We start from the raw sequence: 17,704 nt of genomic DNA, 5'->3' as shown, positions 1-17,704 counted from the left end.
CCCGCCCGGGCAAGCCCATGCGACCGCTCCAAGGCGTCGGCTGGCAGGGGTGGAGCAGGTTCATGGCAAGGCCGGCGGAGAGATGGCTGGTGAAACGGTGACCAGATGCCATCATCCCGGGGCGTCCCCGCCTTGCCCATCAGCCGATGGTGCGCCCGCTTGTCGGGCAAGTCCTACATGGCGTGGCCGCTTCGAGGATCAGCCACCGCGCAGGAATCGCTCGAACTCCTCCGGCGGCATCGGCTGCGCGAACAGGAAACCCTGCCCGTGGTCACAACCCACGCTGGACAGCAGCGCGCACTGGCCCGCGGTTTCCACGCCTTCGGCGATCACGCTCATGCCCAGGTCGTGCGCCATGGCCACGATGGACCGGCACAGCACCATGGCGGTCGAACCGGGCGTGAGGTCGCGCACGAAGGCCTGGTCGATCTTCAGGAAATCGAACGGAAAGTGCTGCAGGTAGGACAGGGATGAGTACCCCGTGCCGAAGTCGTCGAGCGACACGGCCATGCCCGCGGTGCGCAAACGCCCGAGCCGCTCGATCACCTCGTCGCTGGCATCGAGCAGCAGGCCCTCGGTGATCTCCACCGACAGGGCATGGCCCGGCAGGCCGATGGCATGCAGGTGCGCGGGCCAGTCCAGCCGCGCGGCCCCGCTGTCGCGGAACTGCACGGGCGACTTGTTGACGCTGATCTGGAAATCGGCATGGAAAAGCGAGCGCCATCGCAGGGCCTGCCCCGCCGCCTGGCGGAAGACCCAGTCGCCGATCTCGTCGATCTGGCCGCTGGATTCGGCGATGGGGATGAACACCGAAGGGCCGATCGGCCCCAGCACAGGATGGCGCCAGCGCAGCAGGGCCTCGGCCTTGTGGACCTCGCCCGTGGCCAGGTCCACGATGGGCTGGTAGACCACGCTGAGCTGGCCATCGTCCAGGGCGCTGCGCAGCTCGGTGGCCACGCGCAGGTGCAGGCGTGCGGCGGCCTCCATCTCGGCCGTGAAATGGCACAGGCGCCGGCGGCCCGCGTCCTTGGCCGCGTACAAGGCCTGGTCGGCCTGCTTGAAGAGGGATTCGATGGCCGTGCCGTCGCGCGGGGCCTGCGTGATGCCGATGCTGGCCGACACATAGGCCCGTTCGCCACGCAGGCGGAACGGCTGCACCAGCCTGGCGATGATGTCGCGCGCCACCTGGTCGATGCGGTCGGCATCGACCAGGCCGGGCATGACCACGGTGAACTCGTCGCCGCCCAGCCGTGCCACGGTGTCGGCATCGCCCACACACTGGCGGATGCGGCGGCCCGCCTCCGCCAGCAGCAGGTCGCCCAGGTCGTGGCCCAGCGTGTCGTTGACTTCCTTGAAGTGGTCCAGGTCGATGAACAGCAAGGCCACGGTGTGGCCGTCGCGCGCGCTGGCGGCCAGGGCCTGCTCCAGCCGCTGGCGCAGCAGCTGCCGGTTGGGCAGGCCGGTCAGGCTGTCGTAGTGGGCCTGCTGCCAGATCAGGGCCTCGGCCTTCTTGCGGCTGCCGATGTCGCGGGCCACCCAGGCCACGTGGCGCGCAAAGCCGTGCTCGTCCAGGATGGGGGTGATGTCCAGTTCCAGCCAGAAGGCGCCCCCATGGCGGTCATGGGCCACCAGTTCGATGCGCAGGGCCGAGCCCGAGCGCAGGGCGTCGTCGACACGCGCGCGGTCTTCGGCCGCGGTATCGGGGCCATAGAGCAAGGTGTGCGGTCGGCCCATCACCTGGCCGCGCTCGTAGGCCGTGCGCGTGAGGAAGGCCTCGTTGACGAAGACGATGCGGGCATGCGGCGGCGTGTCCGCGTCGCGCGCCGTGATCATCACCAGGTCATTGATGCGGGCGGCGGCCGCCCCGGTCAGGTGCAGCTCCTCGTTGGCCGCGCTCAGGGAAGCCGCGATATCGCGGTGCTTGTCCAGCGTGCGCTCCAGCCCCGCCAGCAAGGCCGCGCAAGACAGCGTGACCATCGCGCCCACGAACGCGAAGTTGACGGTGACCACCGACCACTTGACCAGGGGCTGGTGCTCGAAGCCTGGCGTGGGGAACTGCGCATCGACCAGCCAGCCCAGCACCAGCAGCGTCAGTGCACTGAGCGCCAGCGCCAGCAAGGCCGGGCGCATGCCCAGCAGCAGCGCCGCCATGGCGGGCACCCCCAGCAGATAGACCTGGCTGACCGGCCCGACCGTGAGCATCAGCCACACACCGACCAGGTACAGCAGCGCCAGCAGGCTCCACGCTCGCAAGCGATAGTCCAGGCTGCGGCGGCGCCAGACAAAGGCCACCCAGGCCAGCGCCACGATGTCCATCACGGCGACCGACGGGTGCCCCTGGTGGAACGCCACGATGGCACTGGGCACCGCGGCCACCACCCCGAGCAGCAAGGCCACCGAGAGGATGGCCGACAGCAGACGCTCCCGCCAATGGCGCATGTCCATCGGGATCTGGTGGTCTGCCAGCAGGGTCTGTCGGATCGATCGGTACACGCTCAACGCCCGGGTCCCCCTCACGCCGGAGCGTGATGCGCGTCGGGTGACGGTTGTTTTTCAGAGGCTCGCGCGGCACCGTGCGCACACGGGCGCATACGTCCCTATCGGCACGGCATGCCCAATTTGAAGGCATGCGGCGGTGTTGCAGCCGACAAATCTCCCCTGCCCCCTGAATCAGGACGCCCTGCCCTGCGCCATCACACCGTGGTGGCGTGGCCTTTGGAACGAGGTTCGGCAGGCATGCCCTCCTCATCGATCGAGTGCGCCTCCTTGTTCGGCCCCGAGGCCTTGGCCCGCTCTGCCAGCCCTGCGTAGAACTCGGCCAGCTCCCGCAGATCCTGCTCGCACATGCTCTCGATGCCGATCATGCGGTTGCTGGCCTCGCGGTGCGCTGCCAGCAGTTCGTTGAGCTTGAGGTGGATGGCCACGCTGTCCTTGTTCTGGCTTTGCTGGATCAGGAACACCATCAGGAAGGTGACGATGGTGGTGCCCGTGTTGATCACCAACTGCCAGGTCTCAGAGAACCCGAACAGCGGGCCGCTGATGGCCCAGGTCAGCACCATGGCCAGGGCCATCGAAAACACCACCGGCGAACCGGCCCACCGGGTGACCACAGAGGCGAACCGATCGAAAGCCGACAGCACCGCGGAGTGCGACACGTGCGTCAGGCTGTTGGTGCTGGGCATCGAGCCCAGGGCATGGCCGATGTGCCGGAGCGACGGGCGATGGTGTGAGCGCTGCTTCATGGATCGACCGGATGTGGCGGGGCTTTGATCTTCCGTCTCCGGCGCTGCTGAGTGAATCAGCCGACGTCGCACAGCGCTGTCGTCGAGTGCCTACGCCGACTGGAAACGCCGCCCGTTAACCCTTCAATCCGCTTGGGTTTCCTGCCACCACCCGCATTCCAAGACGACTGGTCATATAGTTCATCCATGCCCCGCACCGCCGACCCCACCGACATCCCGCGCCGACTGGCCGATGCCGGCTATGCCTTGTTCCAGCAGAACGGCTACAACGCAACCGGCATCCAGCAGATCACCGACAAGGCTGGCGTGCCCAAGGGCTCGTTCTACAACCACTACGACAGCAAAGAGGCCTTCGCCGCGCAGGTGCTGCGCAACTACGGCAAGTGGATGGGCGCGGCCTGGAACGCCAGCCTGAAGGATGCGCCCGCCTCGCCCCTGGCCACGTTGCGCCATGTGTTCACGCAGTTCATCGCGCACCACGAAGGCAATGGCTGCCAGGGCTGCCTGGTCGGCAACTTCGCCGCCGAGGTGGCCGAGGCCAGCGAGCCTTGCCGCACCGAGCTGGCCACCGTGCTGGACGACTGGCGCGAGCGCATGGCCGGCCTGATCGAGCAGGCCCAGCGGTCCGGCGAGATGCGCCGCGACATCGACGCGCGCACCCTGGCCAATTTCTTCTGGGACGCATGGGAAGGCGCCGTGCTGCGCAGCAAGATCGTGCGCAACGTACAACCCCTTCGCGACGTGCTCCGCCTGTTGCTGGACGGCTTCTACCTGCCGTGAGCTGAGAACACCCTCCCCCCTTTCCAGCATCTCCACCATTTCTTGGTGGTCTCCATCCGGAGGCCGCCTGGCGTCCTGCCGCCTTGTCGCGGCCCTTTCATTCACCTGTCACCTGTCTCGTCATCCACGGAGTTCCGCATGGCCAACCAAGAGCACACCCAAGAGCCGCTGTTCCAGACCTTCAAGCTCGGCAACATCACCTTGTCCAACCGCATGGCCATGGCCCCGCTGACGCGCAACCGCGCCGAAGCCGGCAACGTGCCCGGCGCCATGACCATCGAGTACTACGCCCAGCGCGCCTCGGTCGGCCTGATCATCGCCGAGGCCACCCAGGTATCGGCCCAGGCCCAGGGCTACAACGCCACGCCCGGCGTGCACACGCCCGAGCAGATCGCCGGCTGGCGCAAGGTGACCGACGAGGTGCACGCCCGCGGCGGCCACATCTACCTGCAGATGTGGCACACCGGCCGCATGTCGCACACGGCCTTCCAGCCTGGCGAAGAAGCGCCCGTGGCCCCGTCGTCCATCCGCGCCCAGGCCAAGACCTTCATCCCCGGCGCCGGCTATGTGGACACCTCGCTGCCCCGCGCGCTGGAAACCGCCGAGATCCCCGGCATCGTCAATGACTTCCGCACCGCGGCACGCCACGCCATTGAGGCGGGCTTCGACGGCGTCGAGATCCACGGCGCCCACGGCTACCTGCTGGACGCCTTCCTGCGTGATGGCTCCAACAAGCGCACGGATGAATACGGCGGCTCCATCGAGAACCGCTCGCGCTTCCTGCTGGAGGTGATGGCCGCCGTGATCGCCGAGATCGGCGCCGACAAGGTGGGCGTGCGCCTGTCGCCCGTCTCGCCGGTCAACGACTCGAACGAGAGCAACCCGCAGCCGCTGTTCGAGCACGTGGTGCGCGAGCTGGAGAAGCTCAAGCCCGTGTACATCCACGTGGTCGAAGGCCACACCGGCGGCCCGCGTGACAACGCACCGTTCGACTACGAAGCGATCCGCAAGCTCTACAGCGGTGTCTGGATGGTCAACAACGGCTACGACAAGGCCATGGCCAACGAGGCGATCGCCAGCGGCAAGGCCGATCTGGTGTCCTTCGGCCGCCTGATGATCACCAACCCCGATCTGCCGCGCCGTTTCAAGGAAAACGCGCCGCTCAACGAGCTGTTCAAGGACGCGCCCCTGTATGGCGGTGTGGGCCCGCACGGCTACACCGATTACCCGGCCCTGGCTGGGTAAGCCCCGGGCGGTGAGGCGCGCGGTGGTGGCGCCGATTCAGGTCAGCCACCGCGCCAGCAAGGGCGTCAGCAGCACCAGCACGATGCCTGAGAAGATCATCACCAGGCTGGCAATGGCGCCCTGTTGCGGGCCCATCTGCCAGGCCTTGGCGGTGCCCACGCCATGGGCCCCCGCCCCGAAGGCCGCGCCTTCGGACACCGGGTGGCGGATGCCCGCCCACCACAGCCAGGCCTGGCCCACCAGCATGCCGAACACGCCGGTCACGAGCACGGCCAGCACCGCCAGCTCGGGCTGACCGCCCAGCACCTGGGCGGCCGGCATCGCGAACGGTGTGGACACCGAACGCGGCAGCAGGGTCAGCATCATCTCGCGCGGCAGATCGAGCCACAGCGACAGCAGCCACGAACTGCCCACCCCCACCACCACGCCCGTGAACACCCCCGCCAACAGCGTGAGCGGGTAGCGTGCGATGACGCGGCGCTGCTGGTAGATCGGCAAGGCGAAGGCCACCGTGGCCGGGCCCAGCAGCCAGGTCAGCCAACGTGATTGCGACCAATAGGCGGCGTAGGTGGTGCCCGTGATCAGCACCAGCGCCAGCAGCACCAGGGGTGTCACCACGATGGGCGACAGCCAGATGCGCGGATGGCGCAGGAACAGCCGCTTCGAGCCCACATACAGCAGCACCGTGGTCAACAGCCAGGCCAGGCCGACCCACCAGGGCGTGGCCACGAGATCGGGGCGGCTCATGGCGGCGAGGTGCGGGCGCTTTCCCAGCGGATGGCGCGCTCGACCACGGCGGCCACGGCCAGCATCACCACCAGGGTGCCGAGCACGATCACCGCGGCCAGCTTCAGGCCGGTCCAGCCGAGCAGCTCCGGGTGGTTCAGCACCGCCATCAGCGGCGGTGTGAAGAACAGCAGCATCTCGCCCAGCAGCAGCCGCGCGCCCGATTCGATGCGGGCCTCGGGCAGCCAGCCGGCCAGCAGCAATGCCGTCACCGAGACCAGGCCGATCACACCGCCGGGCAGAGCCAGGTGCAAGGCCGCCGCCACCGCATCGCATGCCCACCACACCGCCATGAAAAAGCCCGCCTGGGTGAGCGCGGGCATGAAGTTCGGGAGCTGGAGCATGGGGCGGGTACTGCGGGCGGGGACCGGGCCCCTTGAAGCCCGCATTTTAAGGGCTTACCCTCGATCGCCCGCCCTCCTGAATCGCCGGCTCACTCCCGCGACAGGCCTCGGTGGATGAGCGCACCGACCACCGCGCCGGCGATCGGGGCCACCCAGAACAGCCACAGCTGCGACACGGCCCAGTCGCCCACGAACAGCGCCACGGCCGTGCTGCGGGCCGGGTTCACCGAGGTGTTGGTCACCGGGATGCTGATCAGGTGGATGAGCGTGAGCGCCAGGCCGATGGCCACGGGCGCCAGGTTCTGCGGCGCAGCGGTGGATGTGGCCCCCAGGATCACGATGAGGAAGCCCGCGGTCAGGACCACTTCGATCAGCGCGGCAGCCAGCAGCGAATAGCCGCCTGGCGAGTGCTCGCCGAAGCCATTGCTTGCGAATCCGGCGGACACGTCGAACCCGGCCTTGCCCGAGGCCACCAGGTACAGCACCCCGGCCCCTGCGAGACCGCCGACCACCTGCGCCAGGATGTAGGGCAGCAGCTTGCCGGCGGGGAAGCGCCCTGCCAGCCACAGCCCCACGCTCACGGCCGGATTGAAGTGCGCCCCCGAGACATGGCCCAAGGCATAAGCCATCGTGAGCACGGTGAGGCCGAAGGCCAGAGACACCCCCAGCAGACCGATGCCCACGCCAGGGAAGGCCGCCGCGAGGACGGCACTGCCGCAGCCGCCCAGCACCAGCCAGAACGTGCCGATGAATTCGGCGCCATATGCTTTCATGAAGTTGCTCCTGTCGATCAAAAAAAGGAAAGAGAAGACCGGGCCTGTCAGAACTTGCCCAGCATGTTGAGGAACCAGCCGCGGCTGCGGTAGCTGAGGTCGGTGAGGTTGTCCGAGAAGTCCGTGAAGTTGTGGCCCAGGCCCACCTTGAGGTTCTCGTTGACGTGGTAGTAGGCGGCCGTCAGGAAGCCGGTCTTGCGGTCCTCCAGCTCGCGGGCCTCCAGGCTGCGCAGCTCCAGCAGCCAGTCCCAGTGGCGGACCACCTTCCAGTCCACGCGCGCCACGGCCAGCGTCGCGGTGCTGCTGAACCAGGGGGCGCTGTCGTTGCGGGCCGCGCGCAGCTCGCCGGTGCGCCAGGCCAGCTTGCCGCCCACCGTCCAGCGCGGCGTGAGGTCGTAGGTGGCGTCCACGGCCAGCACGCGGCTGCGCTGCTGGTAGTCGATGCCTTCGGTGACCACGGCCACCTGCGTCACGTCGGTGGCCACCACCTGGCCAGGCGAGGACAGGTCATGCAGCCAGGTGGCCTTGAACAGCACGTTGAGCTTGTCGTCCAGCACGGGGCGCAGGGCGTAGCCCACCATGGCCTCGGTGTAGCGCGCGGCATACCAGCCCCCGGCGCTGCTGTCGCTGTCGGCCACGTTGAGCTTGCCCACCCAGCGGCCATCGGTGCCGTCCTTCACGCTCAGCGCGTTCTTGAGCAGCCAGCTGCGGCGCGACTCGGTGGCCGAGCGGTCCCAGCGGTACTCGGCGCCACCGCTGTAGCGCACGTCCGCATCGGCATAACCGGCGGTGAAGGCCACGGCCTCGCGGCGCAAGGCCTGCACGGTTTCCGATTCGATGCGGCCATTCTCGAACGAGGCACCCCAGGTCCAGCGCGTGTCGGGCGCGTACTGCACGCCGTAGGCGTGTGTGAGACCGGCCTGCAGCCCGGTGGAGTGGCGCTGCTCGGTGTAGACGTTCAGGCCATCGGACAAGCGCGACTTCAGGCCCGACACCAGCGTGCCCCCGCGCCCGAGGTTGTTCTCGTCGGTGCGGCCGGTGTCCAGCGCATAGGTCATGTACACGCTGGAGCGGTCGTCGTACTGGTAGTCGACGCCGGCCTTGCCGGCCGCACCGCCATCGCCGCCCGACACCTCCGCGCGCAGGCCCAGCTTGTCGGTGGCGCGCCAGCGGGCGCCCAGGCCCACGCGGTCGTTGTCCTGGCGCGTGCCGCTGCGGCTCACCGTGTCCTGCAGGAACACGTAGCTGCCCCAACCAGCCTGGCTGTCGAAATCCAGCTGCGCACTCAGGTCCGTGCGTTCGCCTTCGACGTTGCTGAGCACGGGCGCCAGCGGGTTGCTGATCAAGGCATCGGTCTGCTTGTCATCCTGGCGCGCGCCCACCGTGAGCGACCAGCGGGGAGCGAGCTTGAAGGCGATCTGCGCCTCGGCGGCCTGGGTGTCCACACCACCGTCTTCGTCGCGCTGGTCGGCCTTCAGGCGCAACTCGGCGCGCTCGCCCAGTGGCGTCGTGGCGCTCACGCCGGCCTGGCGCGATTCACGCGCGGCCAGTTGCCCGGGGGCCGAGTAGCCGGCATCACGCTGCTGCGCATAGGCGGCCAGGCGCCCTCGGTCGGCCAGCCCGGCCTCCTTGAGGTCGAGCTGGCCTTCGATGCGCCAGGCGCCGGCATCCACCTGGCCCTGGTCGGGCAGCGGGTTGTTGCGCGTGAAGTTGAAGCCGCCATCGAGCGATTCCAGCTGCCCCGTACCCGGACCGCTGCTGCGCGCGGCCTCGGCCTTGAGGTAGGTGTTCTCGCTGCGGCGCAGCGTCACGTCGACACCGGTGAGGTGCTGGTCGCCGCCGGTCTGCTGCTGTTGCGAGGTGGTCAGGCCCAGCCGCAGGCTGTCCGTGGCCCACCAGGCCACGCGGCCACCCGTGGCCAGGCTGTCGAAATCGCCCGCCAGCGGCGTGTATTCGTAATCGACCACCAGGTACACAGGGTGGCCGGCCAAACCGCCGGTGCGCACGATGCTGCTGTCATCGGAGGTGCCGGGCAGCGGTGCGCTGAGCAGCACGCGGCCCTGCAGCGCATCGACCTCGTAGTCGGACGAGGGCACGAGCTGGCGGCGCGAGATCACGAGGCTGGAGTCGCGGTCGCGCACCTCCACGAACACCTTTTCGGCGCCCCGCGTGATGTCCTGGTGGCGCAGGTAGTAGAGCGAGCCGCCCGTGCCCCGGAAGTCTTCACGTGCGGCCAAGGTGCCCGGCTGTGCGGCGAACACGTCCAGCCGCAGCCGGGCATCGCCAAAGGAGGTGCTGTCGTCGCCCACGTAGCGGCCGTGCAGCCCGTACAGGCCACGGCTGACCTGCGCCAGCGCGGTGCCATCGAGCGTGAGCTTGTAATCGCCCCACAGCAGGTGCGAGCGCCCATCGTCGATGCGCAGGTACAGGCTGCCCTGCGTGGGCGCGTCCTCGATCGCGGTGGAGTCGTCACCGAAGGTGGCCCACGAATCCACCGGGTCGATGCGGCGCAGCAGCGAGGTCGGGTCCTTGCGGTCCAGGCGGCGCAGCAGGTCCTCCAGCGGCTGCTCCTGCGTGTCCAGGCTGCCGGTGATGGTCCAGCGGTCGGTGAGCTGCCCCTTGCCGTAGAAGGCGATGCGGCCTTCCGTCCAGGTGTCGCCGTTGTAGCGGTTCCTGTCCTGCGTGAGCAGGGCGGCCGGTCCGCTGACCTGGTTGCGGCCCACGGTCAGGTCGGCCTGTCCGATGAAGAAGCCGTCGCGGCGCGGGATCTCGAAATCGCGGCGGTAGACCTGAGCACGGCCATCGGGCTCGATCACGGCGATCTCGCCCGTGTGCACCTGGCGTGGCACCAACTGCTGCACGACGAAGCGGCCTTGGGCATCCACCGGCACGGCCAGGCCCAGCGCCCTCACGCGCTGCGTGGCCGCGATGCCCTGTCCGCTGGCGGTCACCGTGCCGCCTTGCAGCGGGATGTTGACGATCGACAGCCGTGATTCCCCCAGTGCACGGCGCAGCGCCTGCTCGGCATCGGGGGCAGGCACCGCGTCGGGGCGCGGCGAAGGCTCGGCCAGCGTCAAGGTGAAGTCGGCGGTCTCATCGAAACGCCCTTGCGCATCGGTCACGCGGATGCGCCAGTACAGGCGTGATGGCTGCGCCAGGCTGTCGGCGATGTCCTGGGGCACGGTCCATTGCGCACGCAGGTCACCATCCAGCGGCACCACCGCCAGCAGCTGCGGCTGCAGGGCCTCGTTGGCCGTGAACAGGCGCAGTTCGGCACGCTGGAAGAACAGGCGGTAGTTGCTGTCCGCGGCGAAGCGCACGGTCTGCCCGGGTGACACGGTGGTGGGCCAGGCCGCACCGTTGAGCCGGCGTGGCTGGGACAGGCTGTCGTACTGCAGGCGGAGCTGGTGATGCTCGAGCCGCACATCGGTGCAACGCTGGCGGTCTGCGCTGGTGGCGGCCACGGCGCCGAGGGCGCCGGCCGTGGCCATGGCGCCAGCGGGCAATCGCCCGTCCACGGTGAGGCGCCAGGGCTGGCCATCGTCCATGGCCAGGGGACTCAAGGCATCGCACACGCCGGGGTCGAGGGCAGGCGGGGCCTGCGGCGTCACCACGGCGCTGGCCGGGTCACGCCAATACACACGCACTTCCACGCGGCGGTTGGCGGGCCAGTTGGCACGGTCATCGGCGGGTGCGGCCAGTGGCTCTGCCGGGCCCTTCGATCGGACCTCGAAGGCCGAAGCCCCCAGGCCCAAGCGCTCACCCAGGTAGCCGGCCACCTGGCGCGCGCGGGCCAGGCCCAGGGCCTGGTTGTCGGGAAAGCGCTGGCGCAGGGCGGGGCTGATGCGCTGCACATCGGTGTGGCCCACCACCTCGAAGCGAAGGCCGGCCTGCCCCTTCACCTGCGCCACGATGGCGTCCAGCCGTGCACGGTCCTGCGGCTTGAGCAGGTCCTCGCCGGAATCGAAGCGCGGCACATGGCGGTCTTGGTGCTCGCGAGCGCCCGTGCTGGCTGCGCCTTGGGGCGCAGCGGTGAAGGGCGCCCGGTCGCCCGGCACGGCCCGTTCGTCACCGAGCAGCACGGTCAACCTGGGCAGCTCGCGCTCGCCCGTTTCGGGCAGGCGCTGTGCGCCCGTGATCTCCACCGCACGCGCATCTTCGGTGCAGTGGCCGTGCATGCGCCCACGGTCGCTGCGGGCACAGTCGATGGCATCGGCTCCCACGGCGCGCGATGGTGCGTCCTGGGCCAGGGCACCGCCGGCCGACAGGCAGGCCAGCACCACCGCGTGGGCGATCAGGGTGCGGGAAGGACGGATGGGCTTCATGCTGATGCTCGGACGGGTTGTCTGGATCGGGGATGACGGGAGGTGGTCGGCGAAGGCACTCATGGGGCCGCCGGAGCCGCGTTCAGCTCCACCTCGATGTCCAGGTTGAACAGGGCCTGTCCGCGGTCATGCCCCAGTGCGCGCCAGCGGCGCAGCACCTCGGCCTTGAGCGCCGCCACGCGCCGCTCGGCCAGGCCTGGTTCCTCATCGACCGCGCGCTGGTAGGCCAGCCTCAGGATCGATGGGCGCTCGGCCAGCTCGCGCAGGGCCTCGCCGAGCTGCGCATCGAAACCCGCCTGCAGCGCGGCCTGTCCAGGCTGGAACGCCGCGCCGCGCAGGGCCAGGCGCACCACCCGGTGCACCGTCGCCCCGAAGTTCACCTTCACCAGCTTGCCGCGCGTCATGCGTTCGCTGGCCGGGTTGTCCGTGGTCACGCGGTAGCCCGAGGGCAAGGTGCGCTCGTCCAGCTTGAGCACGAAGTTGCTGCCCGTGCCCTCCTTGGGCACCATCGCGCAGGCGATGTGGTAACGCCCTTGCGCATCGGTGCTGACCAGCAGCCCGTTGACCGTGGCCAGTCGCACGTTGGGCAGGCCGGGCTCGCCCTCGTCCTGGTAACCGTTGGCGTTGCGGTCGTCGTAGGCCTTGCCGATCACGTCCGTGCAATCGAACAAGGCATCGGGCACCACGCGCACGGTGGCCGCGGCCACGTTGGACAGGCGCTCACCACCCTGCCCCTGCTCGGCCTGCACCACGTTGACGTAGTCTCCTTCGCCCACGCCAGTGCCCACGCCCAGCACCATCGCCAGGCGCAAGGTCTGGTTGGGCGCGAAGGCCTGGCCCGGCACGGTCAGGCGGCGGCCCTGCACGGTCGGCGTTGCCTTGAGCACCGGGCCCGAGGGCAAGGCCTGCACGGTCAGCGAGCCCTGCACATACTTGAAGCCAGGTGGCAGGGTGTCGACCAGGTCGATGCCCGACAGCGCCAGCGCGCGGGTGTTGACCGCGGTGATCACGTAGGGCACCAGGTCGCCCTTGCGAACCGTCAGTTTGGACGTGGTCTTGCGCAATTCGATGGCGTTGTTGCCCCCTGAAGGGTCCAGCGGGATGTGGTTGTTGACCACGTTCTGCGCCGCCGAGCCCGGGAAGCTGAAGTCCATGAAATACGGCGGCAGGCTGCCCGCCGTGGGCTGTGAGGCAGCGCTCACCAGGCAGGGGTCGCCGGCCACGGGGTCGACCGTGCCAGCAGGCGCGGTGCAGGTCTGCATGTCCAGCGGGCCGGTTGCGGCGGGATGGGTCAGCGACAGGCCATACCCGGCGGGCGGCGTCACCGTCAGGCGGTAGGCCCCTGCCGGGGCGCCGGGCAGCAGGTAGAACTGGTAGAAGCCGTCTGCGCCCGTGGTGACGGCAGCGCCGCCGGCCAGCAGGTGCTGCGCCGCATCGAAGCCGGCGGGGCCGGTCAGCGTCACCGTGGCGCCGGGCACGGGCTGCGCGCTCAGGCTGTCGTAGACCACACCACTGGGATCCAGCGGCAGGTCCTGGTTGACGATGGCCACGCCCGCCCCCACGCTCACCGGCACGAGCGCGCGCGTCGCCATGCCAGGCACGGTCGGGTGGGGGCCGCCGGTCGCGTTCTGCACCGGGTCCGTGGGCCAGGCTCCGCCTACCGTCTGTCCGGCGGGTGAGCGGAAGCGCACCTGGTAGTCGCCCGGCACCAGCTGGTCGAAGCGGTAGCTGCCATCGGCAGCGCTGGTGGTGGCGGCCAGCACCGTCAGCTCATCCAAGGCGCAGCCAGGCGTGCCACCGGGGCAGCCCAGCAGCTCGACCGTCCAGCCGCCCACCAGCGACTCGTCGCCCGACCGGGCACGGTCGTGGTCGCGGTCACGCCAGATGCGGCCTGACAGCGAGGATGGCGACTGCGTGCGCTCGAAGAAATCGTAGCCGGTGGCCTGCGTGCCAGGGGTCGTCAAGGGCACGCGCAGCTGGTTGGCCACAGGGCTGGTGCCGCCGATGGAGCCCGGCGTCTGGCCACCCTGGTCATAGCCGGCCGGCTGGGTTTCAGTGATCAGGTAGCCGCTGGCATCGGCCGCCGGCAGGTCGCTGAAGCGGTAGTGGCCGTCGGGCGTGGTCTGGGTGGTGCGGCTCACGGCACGGCCACTGGCATCGGTGCCGGTGAGCGTGAGGCTCACGCCAGCCAGTGGCAGGTCGCCCGGCTCGCGCGAGCCATTGGTGTTCGCATCGTTGAAGACCTGGCCGGCCACGCTGGCGCCCACCTCGCCGAAGTCGAATCCATCGCCGTTGGTGCCGGTGCCGTTGGCATAGACGATGCCCGTGATGACATCGTTGCCCGCCGTCCCCGTGGGCGTGCCATTGACCTGACCAGCCTTGTCCTGTCCATCGACATAGGCTGCAGGGTGGCTTTGCGTGATGGTGTAGCCCGTGGCGTTGGAGGGCGGCAGGCCGGGGAAGAAGTAGCGCCCGTCGGCGCCCGTGGTGGCCGTTCGGCTGACCGTGCTGCCGTCCTGCGCGCTGCCGGTCAAGGTGAGCAGCACGCCTTCGATGCCGCGCTCGCCTGTGTCAGGCGCGCCATTGCCATTGGTGTCCACGTACACGAGGCCGGCCAGCAAGGCCGTCTGCACGGTGACGCTGCCGCTGTTGAAGTTGTTGCCTGCCGCCGGATCAGGGCCGCCATTGGTGTCGCCCGAGCCTGTGGTCACGATGCTGGCCGTGTTGCTCACCACCGTGCCATCGGCCGGTGTGCCGCTGAAACGCACCGGCACGCGCAGCGTGGCTGTGCCGTTGGCAGGCATGCTGTCGATGGCGCAGCCGACGCTGGAGCCACCGGCCACACCCGTGCACGTGGGCGCCAGCGGCACAAAGGTGCCGCTCGTCACGGCCAGGGATGGCGGGCCCGCCAACACCAGGCCGGCAGGCAGGTTGTCCGCCACGGCCACCTGCTCGGCCGCCTGCGGGCCGTTGTTGCGCAGCTCCACCAACCAGTCGAAGCTGGCGTTGTAGGGCACCTGCGTGATGGTCGTGGCCGTGCCGGACTGCACCGCGCGCTTGGCCACCACCTGCACGTCCGCCTTCAGGCGGAAGGTGCTCGGCTCCGTCGCGGTGTTGTTGCCTTGCGGATCCAGCGCATCCAGCGCCACGTTGGCGAAGGCCACCGTGGCCACGTTGTTGAACGTGCCCTTGGCCTGGCCACGCAGCTTCACGCGCACCTGCACCGATGAAGCCTCGCCGGTGGCGCCCGAGCCACTGCCGCCCAGTTGCGCGATCGTGCAGACGATGTTGCCGCCCGCCACGCCAGGCGACACGCCAGCGGTGTTGCAGGCCACGCCGGCGGGCAGGGGCGCCACCACCTCGACGAAGGTGGGCGCACCAGCCCCGGCAGGCAGGCTGTCCGTGAGCACCAGGTTCTCGGCAGTGGAGGGCCGGTTGTTGGTCACGGTCAGCGTGTAGGTGACGTCGTCGCCCACATCGACCGGGTCGACATCGTCCACCTTGTTGATGATCAGGTCATAGGTGGGCGAACTCACGGCCGTGGGCTGGCTGGCCGTGTTGTTGGCCGTGCCACCCGCCACTTCGGGCGTGTCGGTCGCGATGCTCACACTGTTCGAGATGCTGCCCGTGCCGCCACCCGCCACACTGGTGGCCACCAGCGGGCGCACCCGCACGGTGACGGTCTGCTGCGCACCGCGATCGATCTGAGCCCAGGCGCACACCAGCGAGCGGTTGCCGCCCGTGGTGATGCTGCCTGCGGCCGGCGTGGTGGCGCAGTTGCCGCCACCCGAGGGCGTGGCGGACAAGAAGACCACATCCAGCGGCAGGGTGTCGGTCACGACGACGTTGAAGGCCCGGCTGGCACTGGTCGCCGCCACGTTGCGCGCCGTGATGGTGTAGGTCAGCAGTTGCCCCGCCGGCACCGGGTCTGGGTTGTCGGCCTTGCTCACCGCCACGTCCGTGCGCGCCTCGAAATAGGCCAGGGCCGGCGTGTTGTTGTTGGCGTTGTTGTTGAGCAGGACGGGGTCGCCCTGGTTCTGGGCCAGCGCGAAGGCGGTGTTGCTGACCTGGAAGGCGTCGGAACCGCTGCTGCCGTTGCCGAAGTGGCGCACGCTCACCTGCACACGGGGGCAATCGCTTCCGGCCGTGCACACGGGCAGGGATGTGATGGTGCAGCCGCTCAGCGACACGTTGCTGCCGGACGCCGCCAGAGCGCAGCCGCCCCAGGTCGCGCCACCGGCGACGGTGCTCACGCTGTAATCGGCCCCACTGGCATTGAACACATTGTTGAACACGTCGGTCACAGCCACGTCGGTGGCGGTGGACGGGCCGGCGTTGACGATCTCGATCTCCCACGTCACGGCCTCGCCTGCCTGCTGGCGGTTGCCCGGGGCATTGCCCAGGCCCAGCACGCGCTTGAGCGTGGACACATCCGCCTGATCGGCGCCCAGTTGAGGCTCGATGCCCACCGACGCGCAGTTGTTGGGCGCCACATCGTCCGGCGGTCCACCCGCGCTTCCCACGCACATGCTGTTGGTCAGGGTGCTGCCCGTTGCCGTGGCCTGCGCATTGATCACGTTGTTGCCCGTGCTGGCATTGAGCGCCACGGCCACGCCGCTGCTGGTGCAGGTGATGGTGACCGGCCCGGCCTGCGGAAAGCCTGCCCCGCCCGACGACACGCACACGAAGCCCGAGGCCGGCGTGATGCCGTTGACCTGCAGGCCTGCCGGCACGGTGTCGGTCAGCGTGAGCACGCCCGAGGCCGGGAAGGCCGAGGGCCCCAGGTTGGTGGTCGAGACCGAGTAGTTGAATGCCTGCCCCACCGGCACGGCGCTTTGCGGCCAGCTCTTGGACTTGTTGGCACGGAAGTCCGAGCGCGGATCGATCACCGTGGTCGCCACGGTGCCGTCGGCGCTCACCACACCCGGGGCGCTCGCGCGGGCCGTGTTGTTCACGCCCACGCCAGCGGTCAGGGCCTGCACCGGCACGGTGATCACACCCAGGGATTGGCTGTAGCCCGCACTGCCCGAACCGCTGCGGGTGCAGGTGATGGCCGGCCCCGCTGCTGGACACACGCTGGAGGCGGTGCACGCCCAGGCGCCACTGCTGAAGCTGGCCGGGGCGCTCTTGCAGAAGTTGGCCGGCATGGCATCGGTGACCTGCACGCCTGCGGGGTAGTCGCCGCTGTAGCGCGCATCGAGCAGGAAGTCGAAGGCCTGGCCGGTCTCCACCGGATCGGCCACGGACTTGGTCTTGGCCATGGCCAGGCTGCTGCCAGCGGACACCACCGTGTTGAGCGTGGCCACGTTGTTGCCGGAGACCCCATCGCCCACGCCACCGCCCGCGGTGACGTCCGCCGTGTGCGCCAGGGTCGAGCCATTGCCGGCGCCGACCACGGCATTGACGGTCACGGTGCGGTTCGCGCCCACGCCCAGGGCGCCCACGGCGCACGTGAGCTGGCTGCCGGCGAGGGAGCAGCCGGCCGGGGGCAACGGGATGCCCAGGCTGGGCGGCACGTTGTAGGTCAGCGTGGAGGCGGGTGAGGCATCGGGCCCATCGTTGGTGACGGTGAACACCCAGGCCTGCGCACTGCCGGCCGGAGCGCTGGCGGGGCCGCTGATGCCCACTCGCAGGTCCGCGCCGTTGTTGACCGTGGTCGTCTGGGACTGGGGCGTGCCCGACGGCAAGGGCGTGGCGCTGACGGTCAGGCTGCCCTGCACGGTCGACCGCACGCGCAGCGGCAGTTCGGCGACCTGGTTGGCGCTCAGGTTCAAGCCGCTGCAGGTGAGCACGCCCGGACCGTTCTGGCCTGAGGCCATGCCGGTGCAGGCCACACCCGCCGGCAAGGTGCCATGCCCGGCGTAGACGCCACCGCCCGGCACCGCGAACGACACCGAGGCGTTGGACACCGGGGCGCCGCCCGATTCGGCCACACGCACCGTGTAGGTCACCTCGCCACCGGCGGACACCGGGTCCGGGGTGTCAGGCAGGCCCGAGATGATCAGGGCCGACCAGGCTGGCGACGAAGCCAGTGCCGACACCAGCACGGCGGCCGGGCCGATCCACCGCAACGCGGCACCGGCCACGCGGCGCACCAGCTGCTCCGCCCACGGACGTTCCTCGCCTTGCCCACCCGCGGGCACTGTCTTGCCGATCATTGCTGGCCACCTTCGTCAAACGCTGTCGATCACGATGGCGGGATGGCGCTC

The 17,704-nt window shown here is 69.6% G+C and carries 9 protein-coding genes; 2 read left to right on the top strand and 7 right to left on the bottom strand.

The genetic code is table 11. The annotated features are described in order from the left end of the window. Nucleotides 1-198: 198 nt before the first annotated feature. Entirely contained in the window at nt 199-2,493 is a 2,295-nt protein-coding gene (locus EIP75_RS00495) for a putative bifunctional diguanylate cyclase/phosphodiesterase (protein ID WP_125241262.1), read from the bottom strand. 200 nt (nt 2,494-2,693) lie between these two features. After that, complete coding sequence (locus EIP75_RS00490) at nt 2,694-3,242, bottom strand: low affinity iron permease family protein (protein WP_125241261.1); 549 nt, start codon at nt 3,240-3,242, stop codon at nt 2,694-2,696. Nucleotides 3,243-3,428: 186 nt separating this feature from the next. Between EIP75_RS00490 and EIP75_RS00485 the strand changes: the two genes are divergently transcribed. Together EIP75_RS00485 and EIP75_RS00480 are read left to right on the top strand one after the other, a co-directional pair. After that, complete coding sequence (locus EIP75_RS00485) at nt 3,429-4,022, top strand: TetR/AcrR family transcriptional regulator (RefSeq protein WP_125241260.1); 594 nt, start codon at nt 3,429-3,431, stop codon at nt 4,020-4,022. Nucleotides 4,023-4,160: 138 nt separating this feature from the next. Next, nucleotides 4,161-5,267, top strand: coding sequence for an alkene reductase (locus EIP75_RS00480; RefSeq protein ID WP_125241259.1), 1,107 nt, complete (start codon nt 4,161-4,163; stop codon nt 5,265-5,267). Between the two features lie 36 nt (nt 5,268-5,303). Here the strand turns inward: EIP75_RS00480 and EIP75_RS00475 are convergent, their stop codons facing one another. The 5 genes from EIP75_RS00475 to EIP75_RS00455 form a co-directional block, all read right to left on the bottom strand. After that, the gene (locus EIP75_RS00475; RefSeq protein WP_125241258.1) at nt 5,304-6,014 is read right to left on the bottom strand and encodes an LrgB family protein; all 711 of its coding nucleotides are present in this window, start codon (nt 6,012-6,014) and stop codon (nt 5,304-5,306) included. Next, entirely contained in the window at nt 6,011-6,397 is a 387-nt protein-coding gene (locus EIP75_RS00470; RefSeq protein WP_125241257.1) for a CidA/LrgA family protein, read from the bottom strand. The genes EIP75_RS00475 and EIP75_RS00470 overlap by 4 nt, the downstream gene beginning before the upstream one ends. Before the next feature lie 89 nt (nt 6,398-6,486). Next, nucleotides 6,487-7,170, bottom strand: coding sequence for an aquaporin Z (gene aqpZ, locus EIP75_RS00465; RefSeq protein ID WP_125241256.1), 684 nt, complete (start codon nt 7,168-7,170; stop codon nt 6,487-6,489). A 47-nt stretch (nt 7,171-7,217) separates the two neighbouring features. Next, complete coding sequence (locus tag EIP75_RS00460) at nt 7,218-11,495, bottom strand: OmpA family protein (RefSeq protein ID WP_158622688.1); 4,278 nt, start codon at nt 11,493-11,495, stop codon at nt 7,218-7,220. Between the two features lie 59 nt (nt 11,496-11,554). Beyond that, nucleotides 11,555-17,653 (bottom strand): SdrD B-like domain-containing protein, encoded by a 6,099-nt coding sequence (locus EIP75_RS00455; protein WP_125241254.1) that lies wholly within the window; start codon nt 17,651-17,653, stop codon nt 11,555-11,557. Nucleotides 17,654-17,704: the final 51 nt, after the last annotated feature.

This window comes from Aquabacterium soli (assembly GCF_003933735.1).
GTDB lineage: Bacteria > Pseudomonadota > Gammaproteobacteria > Burkholderiales > Burkholderiaceae_C > Aquabacterium > Aquabacterium soli.
This window is presented reverse-complemented; position numbering and strand designations above follow the sequence as displayed.

What these genes read in the sequence shown, in the direction of transcription:
- EIP75_RS00475 (WP_125241258.1), bottom strand. Translation starts at nt 6,014, where the DNA reads ATGAGCCGCCCCGATCTCGTGGCCACGCCCTGGTGGGTCGGCCTGGCC.
- EIP75_RS00460 (WP_158622688.1), bottom strand. Translation starts at nt 11,495, where the DNA reads ATGAAGCCCATCCGTCCTTCCCGCACCCTGATCGCCCACGCGGTGGTG.
- EIP75_RS00490 (WP_125241261.1), bottom strand. Translation starts at nt 3,242, where the DNA reads ATGAAGCAGCGCTCACACCATCGCCCGTCGCTCCGGCACATCGGCCAT.
- EIP75_RS00480 (WP_125241259.1), top strand. Translation starts at nt 4,161, where the DNA reads ATGGCCAACCAAGAGCACACCCAAGAGCCGCTGTTCCAGACCTTCAAG.
- EIP75_RS00470 (WP_125241257.1), bottom strand. Translation starts at nt 6,397, where the DNA reads ATGCTCCAGCTCCCGAACTTCATGCCCGCGCTCACCCAGGCGGGCTTT.
- EIP75_RS00485 (WP_125241260.1), top strand. Translation starts at nt 3,429, where the DNA reads ATGCCCCGCACCGCCGACCCCACCGACATCCCGCGCCGACTGGCCGAT.
- EIP75_RS00455 (WP_125241254.1), bottom strand. Translation starts at nt 17,653, where the DNA reads ATGATCGGCAAGACAGTGCCCGCGGGTGGGCAAGGCGAGGAACGTCCG.
- aqpZ (WP_125241256.1), bottom strand. Translation starts at nt 7,170, where the DNA reads ATGAAAGCATATGGCGCCGAATTCATCGGCACGTTCTGGCTGGTGCTG.